This is a genomic window from Huijunlia imazamoxiresistens, assembly GCF_037132455.1.
Lineage (GTDB): Bacteria > Bacteroidota > Bacteroidia > Chitinophagales > Chitinophagaceae > Flavisolibacter > Flavisolibacter imazamoxiresistens.
Genome location: NZ_JBBBEI010000006.1, coordinates 223,259 through 240,818, shown reverse-complemented (window position 1 = coordinate 240,818; position 17,560 = coordinate 223,259). Strand labels below are relative to the sequence as shown.

At 55.2% G+C, this 17,560-nt stretch carries 14 protein-coding genes; 10 read left to right on the top strand and 4 right to left on the bottom strand.

Going from position 1 to position 17,560, the window contains the following annotated elements; translation table 11 throughout:
- The first annotated feature begins 117 nt into the window (after positions 1-117).
- From V9K67_RS10070 to V9K67_RS10060, 3 genes are all read left to right on the top strand, one after another.
- Positions 118-1,782 (top strand): M20/M25/M40 family metallo-hydrolase, encoded by a 1,665-nt coding sequence (locus V9K67_RS10070; RefSeq protein WP_336722008.1) that lies wholly within the window; start codon positions 118-120, stop codon positions 1,780-1,782.
- A 17-nt stretch (positions 1,783-1,799) separates the two neighbouring features.
- Positions 1,800-2,243 carry an IPExxxVDY family protein gene (locus V9K67_RS10065; RefSeq protein WP_336722005.1) on the top strand — a complete coding sequence of 148 codons (444 nt, stop codon included), beginning with the start codon at positions 1,800-1,802 and terminating at the stop codon, positions 2,241-2,243.
- Between the two features lie 96 nt (positions 2,244-2,339).
- A complete protein-coding gene (locus V9K67_RS10060) occupies positions 2,340-2,570 on the top strand; it encodes a 4a-hydroxytetrahydrobiopterin dehydratase (RefSeq protein WP_336722003.1) in 231 nt (76 codons plus the stop codon).
- Positions 2,571-2,635: 65 nt separating this feature from the next.
- Here V9K67_RS10060 and V9K67_RS10055 read toward each other — a convergent pair whose 3' ends face one another.
- The 3 genes from V9K67_RS10055 to V9K67_RS10045 form a co-directional block, all read right to left on the bottom strand.
- Positions 2,636-3,244 (bottom strand): hypothetical protein, encoded by a 609-nt coding sequence (locus V9K67_RS10055; RefSeq protein WP_336722000.1) that lies wholly within the window; start codon positions 3,242-3,244, stop codon positions 2,636-2,638.
- Positions 3,245-3,318: 74 nt separating this feature from the next.
- A complete protein-coding gene (gene rho, locus V9K67_RS10050; RefSeq protein WP_336721998.1) occupies positions 3,319-5,028 on the bottom strand; it encodes a transcription termination factor Rho in 1,710 nt (569 codons plus the stop codon).
- 205 nt (positions 5,029-5,233) lie between these two features.
- Positions 5,234-5,497 carry a hypothetical protein gene (locus V9K67_RS10045; RefSeq protein WP_336721996.1) on the bottom strand — a complete coding sequence of 88 codons (264 nt, stop codon included), beginning with the start codon at positions 5,495-5,497 and terminating at the stop codon, positions 5,234-5,236.
- Between the two features lie 115 nt (positions 5,498-5,612).
- Here V9K67_RS10045 and asnS point away from each other — a divergent pair, with 115 nt between their 5' ends.
- Positions 5,613-7,052 (top strand): asparagine--tRNA ligase, encoded by a 1,440-nt coding sequence (gene asnS, locus V9K67_RS10040; protein ID WP_336721994.1) that lies wholly within the window; start codon positions 5,613-5,615, stop codon positions 7,050-7,052.
- An 89-nt stretch (positions 7,053-7,141) separates the two neighbouring features.
- Here the strand turns inward: asnS and V9K67_RS10035 are convergent, their stop codons facing one another.
- Positions 7,142-7,963 (bottom strand): universal stress protein, encoded by an 822-nt coding sequence (locus tag V9K67_RS10035; protein ID WP_336721991.1) that lies wholly within the window; start codon positions 7,961-7,963, stop codon positions 7,142-7,144.
- A gap of 108 nt (positions 7,964-8,071) precedes the next feature.
- Here V9K67_RS10035 and V9K67_RS10030 point away from each other — a divergent pair, with 108 nt between their 5' ends.
- The 6 genes from V9K67_RS10030 to V9K67_RS10005 all read left to right on the top strand — a co-directional run bounded on the left by V9K67_RS10030 (position 8,072) and on the right by V9K67_RS10005 (position 17,545).
- A complete protein-coding gene (locus tag V9K67_RS10030) occupies positions 8,072-8,629 on the top strand; it encodes an ExbD/TolR family protein (protein WP_336721990.1) in 558 nt (185 codons plus the stop codon).
- A gap of 202 nt (positions 8,630-8,831) precedes the next feature.
- Complete coding sequence (locus tag V9K67_RS10025) at positions 8,832-9,146, top strand: PadR family transcriptional regulator (RefSeq protein ID WP_336721987.1); 315 nt, start codon at positions 8,832-8,834, stop codon at positions 9,144-9,146.
- A gap of 17 nt (positions 9,147-9,163) precedes the next feature.
- Positions 9,164-11,335 carry a PspC domain-containing protein gene (locus tag V9K67_RS10020; RefSeq protein ID WP_336721984.1) on the top strand — a complete coding sequence of 724 codons (2,172 nt, stop codon included), beginning with the start codon at positions 9,164-9,166 and terminating at the stop codon, positions 11,333-11,335.
- Between the two features lie 105 nt (positions 11,336-11,440).
- Entirely contained in the window at positions 11,441-12,526 is a 1,086-nt protein-coding gene (gene gcvT, locus V9K67_RS10015; RefSeq protein WP_336721983.1) for a glycine cleavage system aminomethyltransferase GcvT, read from the top strand.
- Between the two features lie 102 nt (positions 12,527-12,628).
- Positions 12,629-13,360, top strand: a complete 732-nt coding sequence (locus V9K67_RS10010) for a 2-phosphosulfolactate phosphatase (RefSeq protein WP_336721982.1) — start codon at positions 12,629-12,631, stop codon at positions 13,358-13,360.
- A 432-nt stretch (positions 13,361-13,792) separates the two neighbouring features.
- Positions 13,793-17,545 (top strand): DEAD/DEAH box helicase, encoded by a 3,753-nt coding sequence (locus V9K67_RS10005; RefSeq protein ID WP_336721981.1) that lies wholly within the window; start codon positions 13,793-13,795, stop codon positions 17,543-17,545.
- Positions 17,546-17,560: the final 15 nt, after the last annotated feature.

Sequence of the window (17,560 nt, the reverse complement as noted above, 5' to 3'; positions counted from 1 at the left end):
CAACTTGTAAACTCGTAAACCCGTAAACTCGTAAACTTTTGTATTTGAAGGAACTGCCGGGTCGGAAACTGGCAACTCTTTAAATACATTTGCAGTCTTCAACGAAAGTTTATCAGAATGCGGAACCTTATCTTTTCGATCGTCCTGTTGGTTGTGTTCAGCACCGGCGCAACTGCCCAAAAGCTCAGGAAGGAGGACAAGCAAACCGTTACCAATCTTCAAAAACATATTGAGTACCTGGCCGCCGATGCGCTCGAAGGCCGCCGCACGGGCAGCAAGGGCGAACAGCAGGCCCGGGAATATATTAGCAATGAATTTGCCAAAGCGGGACTTCAGCCGAAGGGCTCCGACAATTTCTACCAGCCGTTCGATATCTACGAGGGCCGGCAGATCAATCCGTCCACCCTGCTGACCGTCGGCGGTCAAGGGCTGTACCTGAACCGGGAATTCTTTCCCCTGGCTTTCAGTGCCAACACCTCCCTGGAAGCCCTGCCCTCCATGGCGCTCCAGGAAGTGCAGATGCCCTGGTTTTACGACCTGAAGGAATTGCTGGAGGCCCAGGCCGCCAACCCGCACTTCGACCTGGCCGGCGCCCTGCAGCAAAAAGCTGCCGACTGCCAGAAGAAAGGCGCTACGGCCCTTTTTGTCTACAATACCTCGAAAGAGGAGGACGGGCTGAAATTCGATGGCCGGCAGCAGGTGCAGGCCGTAGGAATACCGGTGGTGTACCTTACCCGCGACGCGGTGAAAAAGTATTTCAACGATCCGCAGGCTACCCTGGACATCAAGCTGAAAACCGATATCGGGGACAAGAAGCGCAGCGGCACCAACGTGCTGGGCTTCCTGGACAACAAGGCCCCGGCCACCATTATCCTGGGCGCCCATTACGACCACCTCGGACGGGGCGAGGAAGGCACCTCGCTGCAACGCGACAACAGCAACCAGGTGCACAATGGCGCCGATGACAATGCCAGCGGCGTGGCCGCCCTCATCGAGCTGGCCCGCCAGCTGAAAGCCTCCGGCCTGAATAAAAACAATTACCTGTTCATTGCCTTTTCGGGCGAGGAGCAGGGGCTGATGGGATCGAAATATTTTACCGAACATCCCACCGTGGACCTGGGCTCGGTCAACTACATGATCAACCTGGACATGGTAGGCCGCCTGAACGAGGCCTCCCCTACCCTGACGGTGGGCGGTTTCGGCACGTCCCCGGCCTGGGCAAAGGCTTATGGGATTTCGGGCAAGAAAGGCCTGTACAGCAGCGGCCTGTCGTTCCGATTCGATTCCAGCGGTACCGGTCCCAGCGACCATACCTCGTTTTACCTGAAAAACATACCGGTACTGTTTTACTTTACCGGCATCCATGCGGACTACCACAAGCCCACGGATGATTTCACTAAGATCAATTACCCGGGCGAAGTGGCCGTGATCCGGCATATTTACAGCCTGCTCGAGTGGCAGCACAAGACGGGAGAACGGCTGGTGTTTACCAGAACCAAAGCGGGACCGGCAATGGCGTCCGCCTCCTTCAGCGTTACCCTGGGCATCATGCCGGACTATTCCTTCAGCGGCCATGGGGTGCGGGTGGATGCCGTCAGCGCGGACAGGCCCGCACAGAAGGCGGGCCTCCAGCAGGGCGACGTCATTATCCAGCTGGGCGACTTCAGTGTACAGACGCTGGAAAAGTATATGCAGGCCCTGGGGCATTTTAAGAAGGGCGACCGGACAACGGTGCAGTTCAGCAGGGGCGAGCAGAAGCTGAGTGCGCCAGTGGAATTTTAAACTTAAAACAGACAACAGTGATCAACACCAACCTTATCCTTGATCCCAAGGAAATGACGGATACGTTTTTTGAGGACACGCGGCTGATCGGAGTCATGGCGCCGATAAAGGATTACCAGTTTTGCTGGCGGTTGAATACGTTCCTGGGTTTTGACTTCCGCATCAACAACGATATCGAGATCCAGCTTACCCGTAAATACCGCAATTACTTTTTTGCGGTGTACGAGTATGCCGAGCGCCACACCAACCTGGTGCATTACCTGTACAACAACCAGTTCGACGGCGAGTACCTGCTGCCCGAGCTGCGGCACCTGGACTTTTTGTGGCTGTTGAAAGGGTACGAGGTCAATGATGCCGCCTTCCACCAGCTCAGTGCCTGCATCCGCGGCCTGAACGGCGTGCAGCTGGTGGTAGAGCTGACCAACGAAAAGATCCGCAACAAAGAACACCTGGTGTTTTAAGGAAATAAGTGATGAGAAATGAGTAATGAGTACCTTAAGCGTGTCGATCACCCCTTACTGATTACTCATTTCTCATTTATCACAAAACCTCCTTCTATGTGGGAAGAAAAAGACAATGCGCTTTATCGCAAATTCGAGTTCAAAGATTTCAATGAGGCCTTCGGTTTTATGAGCCGGGTGGCGCTTGTTGCCGAGAAAATGAACCACCACCCCCGCTGGACCAACGTATGGAATACCGTGGAGGTCTGGCTCAATACGCATGATGCCGGCAATATCGTCACGGATAAGGACCGCAAGCTGGCCGGGCGCATCGATGCGCTGTTGTAAAGAAAGGATCGTATAAAAGAAAAAGGCTTCCGGTAGGGAGCCTTTTTCTTTATGGTTTGTTTTTACTATTTGGTTTTGATGCCGTCATCATCCGATTTGATCTTGCCGTCCTTCGTCTTCATCTTGGCGCCTTCATCGTCCATCTTCATCTTTTCGTCTCCGGACTTCACTTTGATGTCGCCGTCTTCATCCACTTTCATCTTGGTATCACCCGACTTCAGCTTGTGGTCCTTGCCGTCGGATTTCCACTTCTGTCCGTAGGGCACCCATTTGTCGTTGTCACCACGGAACTCCAGTTTTTCCTTTTCCATGCGGGCGGTACCGATTGAATCCCAGTTTTCGTTGTCATAGACCCACCAGGTCCTTTTATCGACATAGTAGTCTACCGGTTCGTTGGTTTCCGCATTGGTACGGGCTCCCGTTGTCGTATCAACGTTGATGCGGATCGGTTTGCCGGTACGGGCGTCGAGGTAGTTACCTGCCTCGCTATTGATGCGGAAGCTGTCGGCGCGGGCGCTGTACGAACTCGTGGACGTCTCCGTAGTGGTTGTTGATGTCGTCGTCTCGGAAGTCGATCCGTCGGTCGTCGCATTGTTGTCATTGCTGTTGCCGCAGGCGGCAAAGCCTAGAGCCAGTCCGGCTACCCACAGGTTCCTGATTGCATTTTTCTTCATAGTCTGAGGTATTTTGTCCTGCCTCAGAAATACAAAAACAGGGCCGTAAATGCAACAACTTGACAATCAGCTGCTTATCCGTTCATGGATGCCAGGAACTCGAAATTGTCCTTGGTGCCGCGCATACGCTTCAACAGTTCGTTCATCGCTTCTTCGGAATTCATATCGGTCAGGTACACGCGCAGCAGGTTCATGCGCTGCAGCACGTCTCTTTCCAGCAGCAGGTCGTCGCGGCGGGTAGAGGAAGCTACCAGGTCGATGGCCGGGAAGATGCGGCGGTTGGCCAGGCGGCGGTCGAGCTGCAATTCCATGTTGCCGGTACCTTTAAATTCTTCGAAGATCACTTCGTCCATTTTGGAGCCGGTATCGATCAGGGCGGTGGCCAGGATGGTCAGCGAGCCGCCGTTTTCAATCTTACGGGCGGCGCCGAAGAATTGTTTGGGCTTCTGCATGGCATTGGCTTCCACACCACCCGACAATACCTTACCGGAGGCCGGTGCTACGGTGTTGTGGGCACGGGCCAGGCGGGTGATGGAATCCAGCAGGATCACCACGTCGTGGCCGCATTCTACCAGGCGTTTGGCTTTCTGCAGGGCGATGGTCGACACCTTTACGTGCTTTTCAGCCGGTTCGTCAAAGGTGGAGGCGATCACTTCGGCGCGTACGCTGCGTTCCATGTCGGTAACTTCTTCCGGGCGTTCGTCTACCAGCACGATGATCAGGTAGCACTCGGGGTGGTTTTCGGCAATGGCGTTGGCCACGGTTTTCAGCAGCATGGTCTTACCCGTTTTGGGCTGGGCCACGATCAGGCCGCGCTGTCCTTTACCGATGGGGGTGAACAGGTCCATGATGCGGGTGCTGTAGTTGTCGGCACGGGTAAAGAGGTTCAGCTTTTCGTACGGGAACAGCGGCGTCAGGTAGTCGAAGGGCACGCGGTCGCGTACTTCTTCGGGGGTTTTGCCGTTGATGGTTTCCACCTTCAGCAGGGCAAAATATTTTTCTCCTTCTTTCGGAGGACGTACCGATCCGAAAACGGTATCACCGGTTTTGAGGCCGAATAATTTGATCTGGGAGGGAGAAACATAAATATCGTCCGGAGAAGAAAGGTAGTTGTAGTCGGAGGAGCGCAGGAAGCCGTAGCCGTCGGGCATCATTTCCAGTACGCCTTCGCCGTTGATGACGCCGTCGAATTCGATATTGAACACCTGCTCGCGACGCTGGGGGAAAAACCGGGCGGTATTTTGAAAGATCTTGTCGGCGGTGGAAGCGGTTTCTTGCTCCAGGGCTACTTCCGGCGCCTGGTTGTCATCGCGGTCGTTGAGGGATTCGTTGATGGAGTGGACGTTGCGGTCTTCCAGGCCGATGGGCTGATGTTCGGCGGCGGGCTGTTCTTCGGCAACCGGCTGGGGTTCTGCTTTTTTGCGGCCTCTTTTCGGACGCTGTTCTTCCTTACGGGGCTCCTCTTTACGGGGTTCTTCTTTGCGTTCTTCTTTTTTAGCGGCCGGGGCGGCTTTCTTGGCCGGCTTTTTCACCGGTTCGTCTTCGGGCATGGATTCCACTACCGCTTCTTCGTTGCTGTGTGCGGTGGACGCCTTTACAATACGTTTGCGCTTGGGCTTGTCGCCGGTTACTTTTCCCTCGCTTGCCCGAACGGCCTGTTTGTCTAAAATTTTATAAATCAGTTCTTGTTTGTCCAGCTTTTTTGCATTGTCTATGTCAAGCTGTTCGGCTATGTCCAGCAATTCGGGAACGATCATATCGTTCAGCTGCAAAATATCGTACATAAGGAGGTCTTATTTAAAAATGTCCGGAGGGGGACATCTACTTACAAAATGAGTTTTTGATTAAATTTTGAATGGACTTGAAAAAAACCAGGTTGTTGCGAGTAATAAAGGGATGGCTCTCAACGAAATTCAGTGCAATTATAATGCTAAAATAGGAAACACAAAAATTTTTACCGTTCTTTAACGGGCCTAAAATGGCAATTTGTCATAAGTATTTTCCCCTTATCTGCCCCTTTTTCTGCCCTGTTTCTATAATTTTGTCAGTTTTAACGTTTGACCATCGACCTAAATTGTTCACAACGGCAACAATTGTTTTAATAGTTAAAATATTAATGTATAATAAGATAGTTCGTTCGGGATGCCTTTCAAAAGTGCGGTCGCTCTCTATTTTTTCCCTCGCCGGAAACAGGAGATCCGGGGAAAAAACAATTCCGTAGAACAGAGGGTTAAAGTACTTCTGATCCTTCATTTTTCAAAGAATTTCTTTTCGTTTTACGGTCTTTCCAACGCCTTTTTCTTCATTTTTCTTCCCTGTATGCCCGGTTCGATCAGAAGTTTATCTTTGCCGCCACTTAATTTAGCATATGTTCAACAATAGGGTAAAAATAAAGGAGCTCTTAGGCTTGGAGCCCCAGGGGCAACAAGTGACGGTTATGGGTTGGGTGCGCACCTTCCGCAACAACCAGTTTGTGGCCTTAAACGATGGTTCTACCAACCAGAATCTCCAGGTAGTCATCGAGCTGGGCAAGTACGGCGACGATCTCCTCAAGCGCATCACCACCAGCGCGTCCTTAAAGGTGACGGGCACCGTGGTGGCCTCGCAGGGCAAGGGACAAAAGCTGGAAGTGAAAGCCGAAGAAGTGGAGATCCTGGGCGATTGCGACGCGGAAAAATACCCGCTCCAGCTGAAAAACCGGCCCAGCCTGGAATACCTGCGTGAAATTGCCCACCTGCGGTTCCGTACCAACACCTTTGGCGCGGTCTTCCGCATCCGCCACAGCCTGGCCTTTGCCATCCATAAATTTTTCAACGATAAAGGGTTTGTGTACCTGCATACGCCCATCGTTACCGCCAGCGACGCCGAAGGCGCCGGTGAAATGTTCAAGGTAACCACCCTGCCGCTGGACAACCCGCCGCGCAAAGAAGACGGCAGCATCGACTTTTCCGAGGACTTCTTCGGCCGTGCCACCAACCTCACCGTAAGCGGCCAGCTGGAAGGCGAACTGGGCGCCACCGCCTTTGGCGAGATCTATACCTTCGGACCCACCTTCCGGGCCGAGAACTCCAACACCGCCCGTCACCTGGCCGAGTTCTGGATGATCGAGCCCGAAATGGCGTTCTGCGACCTGGAGGACAACATGAACCTGGCCGAAGAGTTCATCCGCTACATTATTAAATACGCCATGGAGCACAACGCCGACGACCTGGAGTTCCTGCGCCAGCGCCTGCTGGACGAGGAAAAGCAAAAACCCCAGGCCGAGCGCAGTGAGCTGGACCTGATCCAGAAGCTCCAGTTCGTGACCGATAACGCTTTTGAACGCATTACCTATACCGAAGCCATCGACATCCTGCTGGCCTCTCCTGCCTACAAAAAGAAAAAGTTCCAGTACGACGTGAAGTGGGGCATCGACATGCAGAGCGAGCACGAGCGCTACCTGGTGGAAAAGCATTTTAAAAAGCCGGTGATCGTGACCAACTATCCCCGGGAGATCAAGGCGTTTTACATGCGCCAGAACGACGACGGCAAGACCGTGGCGGCCATGGACATCCTGGCGCCGGGCATTGGCGAGATCGTCGGCGGCTCGCAGCGCGAGGAGCGTTACGACAAGCTGGTACACCGCATGGAAGAAATGCATATTCCGGTGCAGGAAATGTGGTGGTACCTCGATACCCGTCGCTTTGGTACCGTGCCGCATGCGGGCTTTGGCCTGGGCTTCGAGCGCATGGTGCAGTTTGTCACCGGCATGGGCAACATCCGCGACGTCATCGCCTTCCCCCGCACGCCGAAGAGCGCGGAGTTTTAAGCGGCCGCTAAACGCAATAAACTACAACAAGGAAACTACAAAAGTCTTCAAGACTTTTGTAGTTTTTTGCTTTTATAGGGGTCCTGCACCTATTCCGGCAGCACCAGCAGGGGCACCTGCACGTGGGTAAGCACGCTTTCGCAGTGGTCCTTCCAGAGGAAGCGCTCCCAGAAGCTGTGTTTGTGCTGGACGGCGATGATCAGGTCGGCCTGGTTTTGTTCGGCATAGCTCTGCATGCCATGGCCCACGTCCCCGTCCTTAATTTCATGGAAAACAGCCTGCAGGGGCTGCAACTGGTTTTCCAGTTTTTTTACCTGCTCGCCGGGCGGGTGGGCGGCGGGGTCTTCGCCGCCTACATCCACATGCACAATGTGCAGGCTGGCGCTGAACAGCTGGGTGAGGTTGACAATTTTGAGGGCCGTGGCCGGCGACAGGGCCTGCAGGTCGGTGGCAAACACCACGTTCCGTACCGGGGCGAACCTGCTGGCAGCCGGGATGGCCATGACGGGGCATTGCAGGTGGCGGATCACCGACAGGGTGGTGCTGCCGAAGAGCAGGCGCTCGAAGCCGCTTTCCTCGTGGCTGCCGATCAGCACGGCCAGCGGGTCCACTTCCCGGCAAAAATCCTTTAGTTCGGTGGTCACGTCGCCCAGCCGGCTTTCCGTAACGATCGCCAGTTCGGGATAGGTTTTTTGCAATTCCTCGCGGCTGCGTTCCAGTCCCTCGTCGGCATTCTTCTTCAGTTCTTCCCCCGAGATCATCATTACCGGTATATCGCTGATGCTTACGGGTATCTGGTACACGTTCAGCAGGTAGAGCGTGCTGCCCAGGGCACTGGCAAGCTGGGCGCCGAAGTGCGCCGCATTATCGGCAGAAGAGGAGAAATCAGTGGGAATGATAATGGGTTTCATGGTAAAAAGCTACGAAATAGCTAAGAGATAAGCTAAGAGAAAAAAGAGGGAAATCGGATAAAGCGCTATGGATTATGGAACCAGCTGCATCTCATCAGAAAATTAATTATGGCACAAATGGACGTACCCGCCGTTGTTTCCGGCAAAAAGCACCGCACCTTCCGCCCTTCGCTACGGGTGGACATGACCCCCATGGTCGACCTTGGCTTCCTGCTCATTACCTTCTTTATTTTGACCAGCACCATGGCCGAAAGCCGCGTGGCCCAGCTGGCCATGCCTGCCGACGGGCCGCCCAGCAAGGCTCCCGAGTCGAACACCATCAGCGTGCTGCTGGGAAAGGACAATAAGGCCTATGTGTATTACGGCCGCTGGGAAGAAGCGGTGCAGCAGAAAAAGGTTTTCGCCACCAGCTACAACCTGTATACGGGCCTTGGCGCCTTTGTACGGGCAAAGCAAAAGCAAATGGCCGATGCCCCCGACCAACTCATTTACCTGATCAAGCCCTCCGACGAGTCCACCTATGAAAATGTCATCGATGCCCTGGACGAGGCCACCATCAACGGGATCAAGCGCTATGCCGTGGTGCCGCTCAGCCCGGAAGAAAAAACGTATGTAGCCAGCGCTCCTGCCAACCATCAAGCGACCGGACAGCCGGCCGGCCTGTAAATAACAGAAAATAGAAACGTGCCTCAAGCACTCATCCTGTCGGTGGGTGCTTTTTTTATGCCATCCGGGGTTTTATAAACTACTAAAAAAAATATGGTACTATGTGTTGCATAGTACCTGATAACAACTTAGATTTGTAACAGAAACAAAAACCAGTTTATTCCGGAGGTAGAATATGAATATTGAAAACACACAAAGCCAGATGCGTAAGGGAATCCTGGAGTTTTGCATATTGTCCATTATCCGCCGGGGTGAGGCCTACCCCAGCGACATCGTGGAAGAAATGAAAGCCGCCAACCTGCACATCCTGGAAGGTACCCTGTACCCGCTGCTGACGCGGCTGAAAAACGCCGACATGCTTACCTACCGCTGGGTGGAAAGCAACAGCGGCCCTCCCCGCAAATACTTTTCGCTGACGGAAAAGGGCGAAACGTTTTACCGCGAGCTGGAGCAAACCTGGCAGGAGCTCTCCAACGGCGTCAATGCCCTTACCCGTAAAAAAGAAATGAACGCTTAAACTTCAACCAAACGCAAATGAAAAAGATTATCAACATAAACCTGGCCGGCAGGGTGGTTCCCATCGAAGACGCTGCCTACGAAATACTGAAGCGGTACATCGAAAGCCTGCGCCGCTATTTTGCCCTCGAGGAAGGTCGCGACGAGATCATCAGCGATATCGAAAGCCGTATTTCCGAACTGATGAACGAAAAGGTGAAAAAAGGCTCCGCCGCCATCACCGAGGTCGACGTGGAAGAGATCATCAGCTCCATGGGCCGGGTAGAGGACTTCGAGCAGGCGGAAGCGTTTGAAACCGCCGGCGCCGCCGGTACGGCGGAAGCTGCTGCACCTGCAGGGGAACAGCGCCCCCGCTTCCAGGGACGGCTGTACCGCGATGCCTCCGATAAGATCCTGGGCGGCGTGTGCTCCGGCATCGCCAACTATGCCAATATCGACCCGGCTATCGTGCGCCTGTTGTTTGTGCTGGTGACCTTTGGCGGCTTCGGCATGGGCTTCCTGCTCTATATTCTGCTCTGGATCATCCTGCCCGCCCGCGACCTGGAAGCCTATGTGGGCAAGCGCCTGTTCCGCAACCCCGACGATCGCATCTTCGGGGGCGTATCCGGCGGGCTGGCAGCCTATTTCAACAAAAAGCCCTGGACCATCCGCATCATCTTTGCCGCCCCTATCCTGCTGAATATCTTCATCAGCCTGGTGTCCGGCATCTTTGAGCCCTGGGGTCACAACTTCTTTCCCTTCGATTTTGCGTTCGGCACCCTCACGGGCACCTTCGTCATGGCCTACATCGTCCTGTGGATCGTGCTGCCCATTGCCCGGAGCCCGTTTGAAAAAATGGAAATGAGGGGTGAAAAGGTGGACGTGGCCAGCATCCGCCAGAACGTAAAAGACGAAATGGAGCTGTTTCGAACCAAGGCCCACGCCTGGGGCGAGGAAGTAAAGACCTCCGCCAAGGTGTACGGCACCCAGGCCCGGGAATTCGTCGGCACCCACGGCAGCACCATCGCGTCTGAAATGGCCCATACCGCCCGGCCCGTGGCCCGCGGCCTGGGCTACGCCATCGGCCTGCTGTTCAAAGCCTTTTTCCTTTTCGTGGCCGGCTGTATCGCCTTTGGTCTGTTCATGGCCGTGATGGCGTTCCTCTTCGGCGGCGTGGCCCAGCCCTTTAACGACTTCCTGCTGGGCAGCCCTTCCCAGAAGGTAGCCCTCTGGTGCACCCTGCTGTTTTTCCTGGGCGTTCCGATGGTGGCCCTGATCACCTGGATCGTGCGGCGGATGATGAAGGTGCGCTCCCACAATAATTACCTGGGCTGGACCTTCGGCGGCCTGTGGCTGCTGGGATTCATCAGCCTGGGCCTGTTCACCTCCAGCATGGTGAGCGACTTCCGCTACCACAACCGGGTAAAAGAACCCGTAGGCGACCTCAACCCCGCCGGCGGCCGCCTGACCGTACGGGTGGACGAAGAGCCCATCCGCTATAGCGGCACCTTCGGCTGGATCGATTCGGAAGAAGGTTTTGACCTGACCGAGGATTCGCTGCACCTGGCCAATGTGCGGCTGCGCATCCACCGGAGCACCGATTCGTTTTACCACGTGGCCGTTTATAAATACAGCGCCGGCCGCAACCGCCAGGAGGCCCAGCAACGGGCCGGCAAGATCCGCTACGCCGCTTTTCCCATGGACAGCGTGCTGGTGCTCCAAAGCGGTTACGCCATGTCCCGGGAGCAGAAGTTCCGCGGCCAACGGGTGGAAGTGGAGATCCGGGTGCCCGTAGGTAAAAAGCTGCGGTTCGACGAATCCGTGGGTGGCATCTACCATGCCGTGAACTTTAAAGGTTCGGGCCGGGGGCGCTGGGACCGCGACTGGGAAATGGACTGGAATGACGACGATAATTTCGACTGGCACACCAATACCGACTACATTATGACCGAATCGGGCGAGCTGGAAGAAGTGGGCAAAAAAGCGCCCCCATCCGAAGAAGGCATTTACGAATACCGGAAAACACCGGCCGACTCTCTTACCCAACCGGTAAAGTCCGGGCGGAACCACGAGGTCCCCGAGCGGCCCGAGTTGCCGGAACGCCCCGAAAGAAAGGAACAACCGGAACGGCCTGAGGCACCCGAAGCTCCGGAAGCCCCCGAGAGAAGCACCGTGCGCGCACCCCTTACCTCGTTTCCCTTTATCATTTAACCTTGGTTGAAGTTGGCAGCCTTCGCGGCTGTTTACTTGGAGGCTCCCGGCGGGGAGCCTTTTTTGCTTTTATCCGCTATTTTTGCGCACAACAAAACCTAAGGAATGAAGAATACGCCCTTTACCCGGAAGCATATCGAATTGGGTGCGAAAATGGCACCCTTTGCCGGCCATAACATGCCGATCAGTTATACCGGAATCAATGACGAACACCAGACGGTGCGTCAAAATGCCGGCGTATTCGACGTCAGCCACATGGGCGAATTCATCCTGAAGGGCGACCATGCATTGGAACTGATCCAGCGGGTCACTACCAACGACGCCTCCAAGCTCACCGCCGGCAAGGCCCAGTACAGCTGCCTGACCAACGAGCACGGCGGCATCGTGGACGACCTGCTGGTATACTGCCTGGAAGAAAACAAGGCGTACATGCTGGTGGTCAACGCTTCCAACATTGAAAAGGACTGGACCTGGATCGTGGAGCACAACTCCAAAGGCGTGCAGCTGCACGATATCAGCGAGCAGACGGCCCTGCTGGCCGTGCAGGGGCCCAATGCCACCAGGATCCTCCAGTCCCTGACCGACCTGGATATCCTCAACCTGAAATATTACACTTTTGTAAAAGGCAAGTTTGCCGGGGTGGACAATGTGCTCATCAGCGCTACCGGCTATACCGGCGCCGGCGGCGTAGAGATCTATTTTGAGAACAAGGGGGAGGATGCCGAAACCATCTGGAACGCCATCTTCGAGGCCGGCAGGGAACAGGGCATCAAGCCCATCGGCCTCGGCGCCCGCGACACCCTCCGCCTGGAAATGGGCTACAGCCTGTACGGTAACGACCTCGACGATCAGACCTCTCCCCTGGAAGCCGGCCTGGGCTGGATCACTAAGTTTACCAAGGACTTTACCGCCCGCGAGATCCTGGAGCGGCAAAAGGCCGCCGGCCTCTCCCGCAAGCTCGTCGGTTTTGAAATGGTTGACCGGGGCATCCCGCGCCATGGCTACGAGATCACGGACGCCCAGGGCGCCGTCATCGGGCAGGTGACCTCGGGTACACAGGCGCCCAGCCTGAACAAGGCCATCGGCCTGGGGTATGTGCAAACGGGATTTTCGGACCCGGACACCCCTATCTACATTAAAGTACGCGAAAAACTGCTGCAGGCGAAAGTGGTAAAAGCCCCTTTTAGCTGAAGAATAATAATTAAGTGTATTTTTAGTGCGGAAAATCGAATCAAACAAACTGCAAAATGAGCCGCTCAGTATTTGCAGGCATAAAATTGTCGTATTAAATAAATGAGTAACAAGCCAACCCTGTACACCTGTCTGTCCCCTGCGCTGCTGCACCTGTACGATGTGCGCGACAGTATCGTAGTGGTCATCGACGTGCTGCGGGCCACCTCCACCATCGCTACCGTGCTGTTCAACGGCGGAAAATATATTATTCCTGTCGACAGCGTGCAGAAGTGCATTCAGCTGGGCAAGAAGCTGGCCTGCATCACTGCCGGCGAGCGCGACGGCCAGATAGCCGAAGGACTGCAATACGGGAATTCCTCCTTCGAGTACCCCCGCGAGTTCGTGCAGGGCAAAACCCTGGTGCTGACCACTACCAACGGCACCCGCCTGTTGCATATGGCCCTGGCCAAAGGCGCCACCGAGATCATCACCGGTTCGTTCCTGAACATTTCGGCCGTCTGCGACCACCTGGTGCAGACCGGGCGCAATGTGATCCTGGCCTGTGCCGCCTGGAAGGACCGCGTGAATATCGAGGATACCCTCTTTGCCGGCGCTGTGCTGTCCCGCATCAAGGAGCATTTCCGGGTAAACTGCGACGCTTCGCACGTGGCGGAAACCCTGTACAATGCTGCCGGGGGCGACCTGTACGAGTTCATGAAGAAAACCGATGCCTCGCACTACCACCGCCTCATGAATTACGGCCTGGAACGCGACATCCGCCATTGCCTTACCGAAGACCAGGCGAACATCCTGCCGGTTTACATGGACGGCAAGCTGGTGCTGTTGAGCTAAGGATAGGGGCTACTATATTATTGCAAGCCACCGGCAGCGGCAGTTCCCGGTGGCTTTGTCGTGCCTGTAAGCGTAGAAGGAAGAAACTGCCGTAAATTCTTTCAAAAAAGAAGGGCATAAGGGTATTTTGGTAGCCCGAAAGGCGCTGAATATAAACATTTCGTTTTTATTGATGTGATCAATTTTAACGCTAAAATGTTGCTTTTGATCATGTTTTCTGCCCTGCTTTCCGTTACTTTTGCAGATTGGCTTTACCCACTGCCAGGCCCGGTTGCATCAGGGACAGATATGGATTTTTTGGGGCAGGGCGCATGGAAATAAGGTTGTTTGCGTTTTGTTCCTTCTCCCCTGTTCACCGGGAATCAGCATCCGGCGAAAGCCGGGCAGGTAAAGCCCCGAAATCGAATCCTTTTACGTAAATAGTACTTTGTTTTGGCCCTACCGCACCTGTTAAAATACGTTTATACCCACGGAACGGACGAGGTTATCCGCAGGGGAAAGAAGATTCATGCTATTGGTTATGTAGACCTGGTAGAGCACGATCCGCTTTTCGGTGCGGCTGCTTTCCGCGTGAAAGACGATAATTACTCCACCTTTTACAAGGTCCATATCACCAGCTATAAAGATCCCAAGGGCCTTTCGCTGCGCTGTGCCTGCCCCTACAACCTGGGCGACATCTGCCGCCACGAAGCCGCCGCCCTGCTGCGCCTGCAGGAAATGATCGACAAAGGCCTGCTGCTGTCCGACAACGTGGAGTACGACCAGCACCATACGGTAGCCAAAATGAAGAACATCGAGGTGAAAACCCTGCGCCTGCTGTGCGCTCCCGACGTTTTCTCCACCGCCGAACGCTTTTTGCAAAGCGGCAAGCCCAAGATCGAAAGCGCCCGCGACGAAGTGGTAAAAGCCTCCGTGACCATTAACAACACCGCTTATTACGTCATCCTGCGCCGCAACGAAGAGCGAACCTTCGATACCAGCAGCAATTACGAAGACACCGAACACCCCCTCTGCCTGCCCAAGGTCATTGTGTTCCTGTTCCTGCTGGGCAAGTACGGCCCCACCTATTTCGACACCATCCGCAACTGGGACAAGGAAAAGAACAAGCTGCTGGAAGCCTATGGCTACTCGCTGAAAGACGACCTGACCAACAAATTCGAATTTACCTATAAGGACGGCAAGCCCTTCCTGCGGGTGCTCGACCGCACCATCAAACGCATTGCCGCCCCGGTTTCCGCCCTGCCGATGAAACCGGTGGTAGAAAAACCCGTGGAGGTTGCCGAAACCCTCGTGCTGACCAAGGAAAAGCCGCCCCGCAAAAGCCTGGGCGTGGTCATCAATTTTAACAAAGCCTCCTTTCCGCACTTCACCGTAGACCTGGTAGAAGGCGAATCCGGCGAAGAAGCCGGCTTCATCGGCAATGTGCAAAAGCTGGAGCTGGCCAAGTACATCGAGCTGGAGAATTACGAAGAAAAAGACCGCTCGCTGATCGGCCAGGTGCGCAAGCTGCAGGACAGCGAAATCAACAAATTCATCAACCGCAACTCCCCCTTTAGCGGTTTTTGGGAAAATATCGTGCACCAGGAAGATGATGAGCTGCCCGAGGAAACCTCTTCGCTCATCATGGAATACCTGCTGCCCAAGCTGCGAAAAATCTGTTCCGAGCAGGAAACCCAGTTGTTCCTGCTGCCGAAGCAAAAAAGTTTTAAGACCGCCCACCTCGAAAAGATCGAGTTCCACCACAGTTCCCTGCAGCCCCAGTTCTTCGTGGGCCGCGAGAACGGCACGGTGGCCATCGAATGCTTTGTCAAGCCCGAGGCGGTGGCCTTCGGCCTGAGCGATAACGAGGTGCCGACACCCCTGGTGTTCGTGTACAACCACCAGCTGTATTTATGGGAAAACAGCGAGGCGGCCCTGACCGCCCTGCGCTTTCTGCCGGCCGGCACTAAGGAAGTGTCCGCCGACGAATGGCCCGAAACCCTCAGCAATTTTGTGCTGCCCCTGACCAAGGACTACAAGGTGGACTTCGACCAGACCCTGGTAGGCGAGATCAAGGACGGCCAGCCCGACGTCAAGCTGTTCCTGCAGGAAAAGGGCGAGTACCTGGTGTTCCAGCCCATCTTCAATTACAAAGGATACGATACCAAGGCCAAGGACCGCGACCAGCTGGTGATCGCCAATGGCGGCAAGGTGGTGGTGGTGCACCGCAACCGCGAAGCCGAGCAGGACTTTTTGCAAAAACTGCGCATCCTCCACTCCAACTTCGTGGCCTTCGACGACGGCGCCGCCCTGGCCCTGAAGGGCGCCGACGTGCTCAAGAACAACTGGTTCTTCCTGTTTGTCGATGCCATGAACGAGCAGAAAGTGCCGGTCTATGGCTTCGAGCTGCTGAAGAATTTCCGTTTCAATACCGCCAAGCCCTCCACCCGCATCTTCATCAGCAGCAATACCGACTGGTTCGACGCCAAGGTAGACATCCTCTTCGGCGACCAGAAGGTAAGCGTGTCCGAGGTAAAGAAGGCCCTGGCCAACAAGCAGCAGTTCGTGCAGCTCAATGACGGCACCCTGGGTATCCTGCCCGAGGAATGGGTGAAAAAATATTCGCTGCTCTTCCGTGTGGGCGAAGGAAAGGCCGACAAGCTGAAGCTGTCGCGCTTCCACCTGAGCGTGATCGACGAGCTGTACGAAAACCGCAACGAAGAAGAGCTGACCATCGAGCTGGAGGAAAAATACGACCGGCTGCGCCAGTTCGACAAGATCGAGGAAATTCCCCTGCCCACCAACCTCCGGGCCACCCTGCGTCCCTACCAGGAGGCCGGCTACCAGTGGATCAACTACCTCAACCAGGTATCCTGGGGCGGCATCCTCGCCGACGATATGGGTTTGGGTAAGACCGTGCAGGCCCTGTCCTTCCTGCAGCACTTTTTCGAGGCCAACGGCCGGCTGATGGCGGTGGTCATCTGTCCTACCACCCTGATCTACAACTGGGAGGCGGAGATCAAAAAATTCACCCCCGACATTACTTATTATATCCACCACGGCCCGTTGCGCAACCGCAACATCGCCGAGTGGCAGAAGCAGAACGTCATTATCACCACCTACGGTACCCTGCGCAGCGACATCAAGCTGTTTGCGGCCGTGCCGTTCGACTATATCGTACTCGACGAATCGCAGGCCATCAAGAACCCGGCGAGCAAGGTCACCAAGGCCGTGTCGCTGATCAATGCGAAGAACCGCCTGTGCATGAGTGGTACGCCCCTGCAAAACAACACCTTTGACATCTACGCCCAGATGAACTTCCTTAACCCCGGCATGCTGGGTTCCATGGAGTTCTTCCGCCAGGAGTTTGCCATCCCCATCGACAAGTTTGGCGAGGCGGAGCAAAAAGAGCACCTGCGGAAGATCCTCTACCCCTTCATCCTGCGCCGCACCAAGGAGCAGGTGGCCAAGGACCTGCCGGAAAAGACCGAAACGGTGCTGTTCTGCGAAATGGGCGACGACCAGCGCCGCATTTACGATGCCTACCGCAACGACTTCAGGGCCCGCATCATGGGCTCCATCGAGGAGCAGGGCATCCAGCGTTCGCAGCTTACCATCCTGCAGGGCCTGATGAAGCTGCGCCAGATCTGCGACTCGCCGGCCATCCTGAACGAAACCGAAAAATTCGAGAACCACTCCATCAAGCTCGAGGAGCTGGCCCGCGAGATCACCGAAAACATCGGCAACCACAAGGCGCTGATCTTCTCGCAGTTCCTGGGTATGCTGGCCCTGATCAAGGAAAAGCTCAAGCACCTGAACGTGAAGTTCGAGTACTTCGACGGCAGCACCAGCGCCACCGATCGCGAAAAGGCCATCCAGAGCTTCCAGAACGACGAGGAAGTGCGGGTGTTCCTGATCTCGCTGAAGGCCGGGGGCGTGGGTCTGAACCTGACGGCCGCCGACTACGTCTACATCGTGGATCCCTGGTGGAACCCCGCCGTGGAGCAGCAGGCCATTGACCGTACCCACCGCATCGGGCAGACGAAGAGCATCTTCGCCTACCGCATGATCTGCAAGGACACCATCGAAGACAAGATCATGACGCTCCAGGAAAAGAAACGCCTGCTGGCCAAAGACCTCATCGCCGATGATACGTCGTTTGTGAAGACACTGACCCGCGAGGATGTGGAATACTTATTCAGTTAATTGGTTAATTCGTTA

Excerpts from the sequence above, each read along its gene's own strand:
- V9K67_RS10070 (WP_336722008.1), top strand. The coding sequence starts at position 118 with ATGCGGAACCTTATCTTTTCGATCGTCCTGTTGGTTGTGTTCAGCACC.
- V9K67_RS10060 (WP_336722003.1), top strand. The coding sequence starts at position 2,340 with ATGTGGGAAGAAAAAGACAATGCGCTTTATCGCAAATTCGAGTTCAAA.
- V9K67_RS10055 (WP_336722000.1), bottom strand. The coding sequence starts at position 3,244 with ATGAAGAAAAATGCAATCAGGAACCTGTGGGTAGCCGGACTGGCTCTA.
- rho (WP_336721998.1), bottom strand. The coding sequence starts at position 5,028 with ATGTACGATATTTTGCAGCTGAACGATATGATCGTTCCCGAATTGCTG.
- V9K67_RS10045 (WP_336721996.1), bottom strand. The coding sequence starts at position 5,497 with ATGAAGGATCAGAAGTACTTTAACCCTCTGTTCTACGGAATTGTTTTT.
- asnS (WP_336721994.1), top strand. The coding sequence starts at position 5,613 with ATGTTCAACAATAGGGTAAAAATAAAGGAGCTCTTAGGCTTGGAGCCC.
- V9K67_RS10035 (WP_336721991.1), bottom strand. The coding sequence starts at position 7,963 with ATGAAACCCATTATCATTCCCACTGATTTCTCCTCTTCTGCCGATAAT.
- V9K67_RS10030 (WP_336721990.1), top strand. The coding sequence starts at position 8,072 with ATGGCACAAATGGACGTACCCGCCGTTGTTTCCGGCAAAAAGCACCGC.
- V9K67_RS10025 (WP_336721987.1), top strand. The coding sequence starts at position 8,832 with ATGCGTAAGGGAATCCTGGAGTTTTGCATATTGTCCATTATCCGCCGG.
- V9K67_RS10020 (WP_336721984.1), top strand. The coding sequence starts at position 9,164 with ATGAAAAAGATTATCAACATAAACCTGGCCGGCAGGGTGGTTCCCATC.
- gcvT (WP_336721983.1), top strand. The coding sequence starts at position 11,441 with ATGAAGAATACGCCCTTTACCCGGAAGCATATCGAATTGGGTGCGAAA.
- V9K67_RS10010 (WP_336721982.1), top strand. The coding sequence starts at position 12,629 with ATGAGTAACAAGCCAACCCTGTACACCTGTCTGTCCCCTGCGCTGCTG.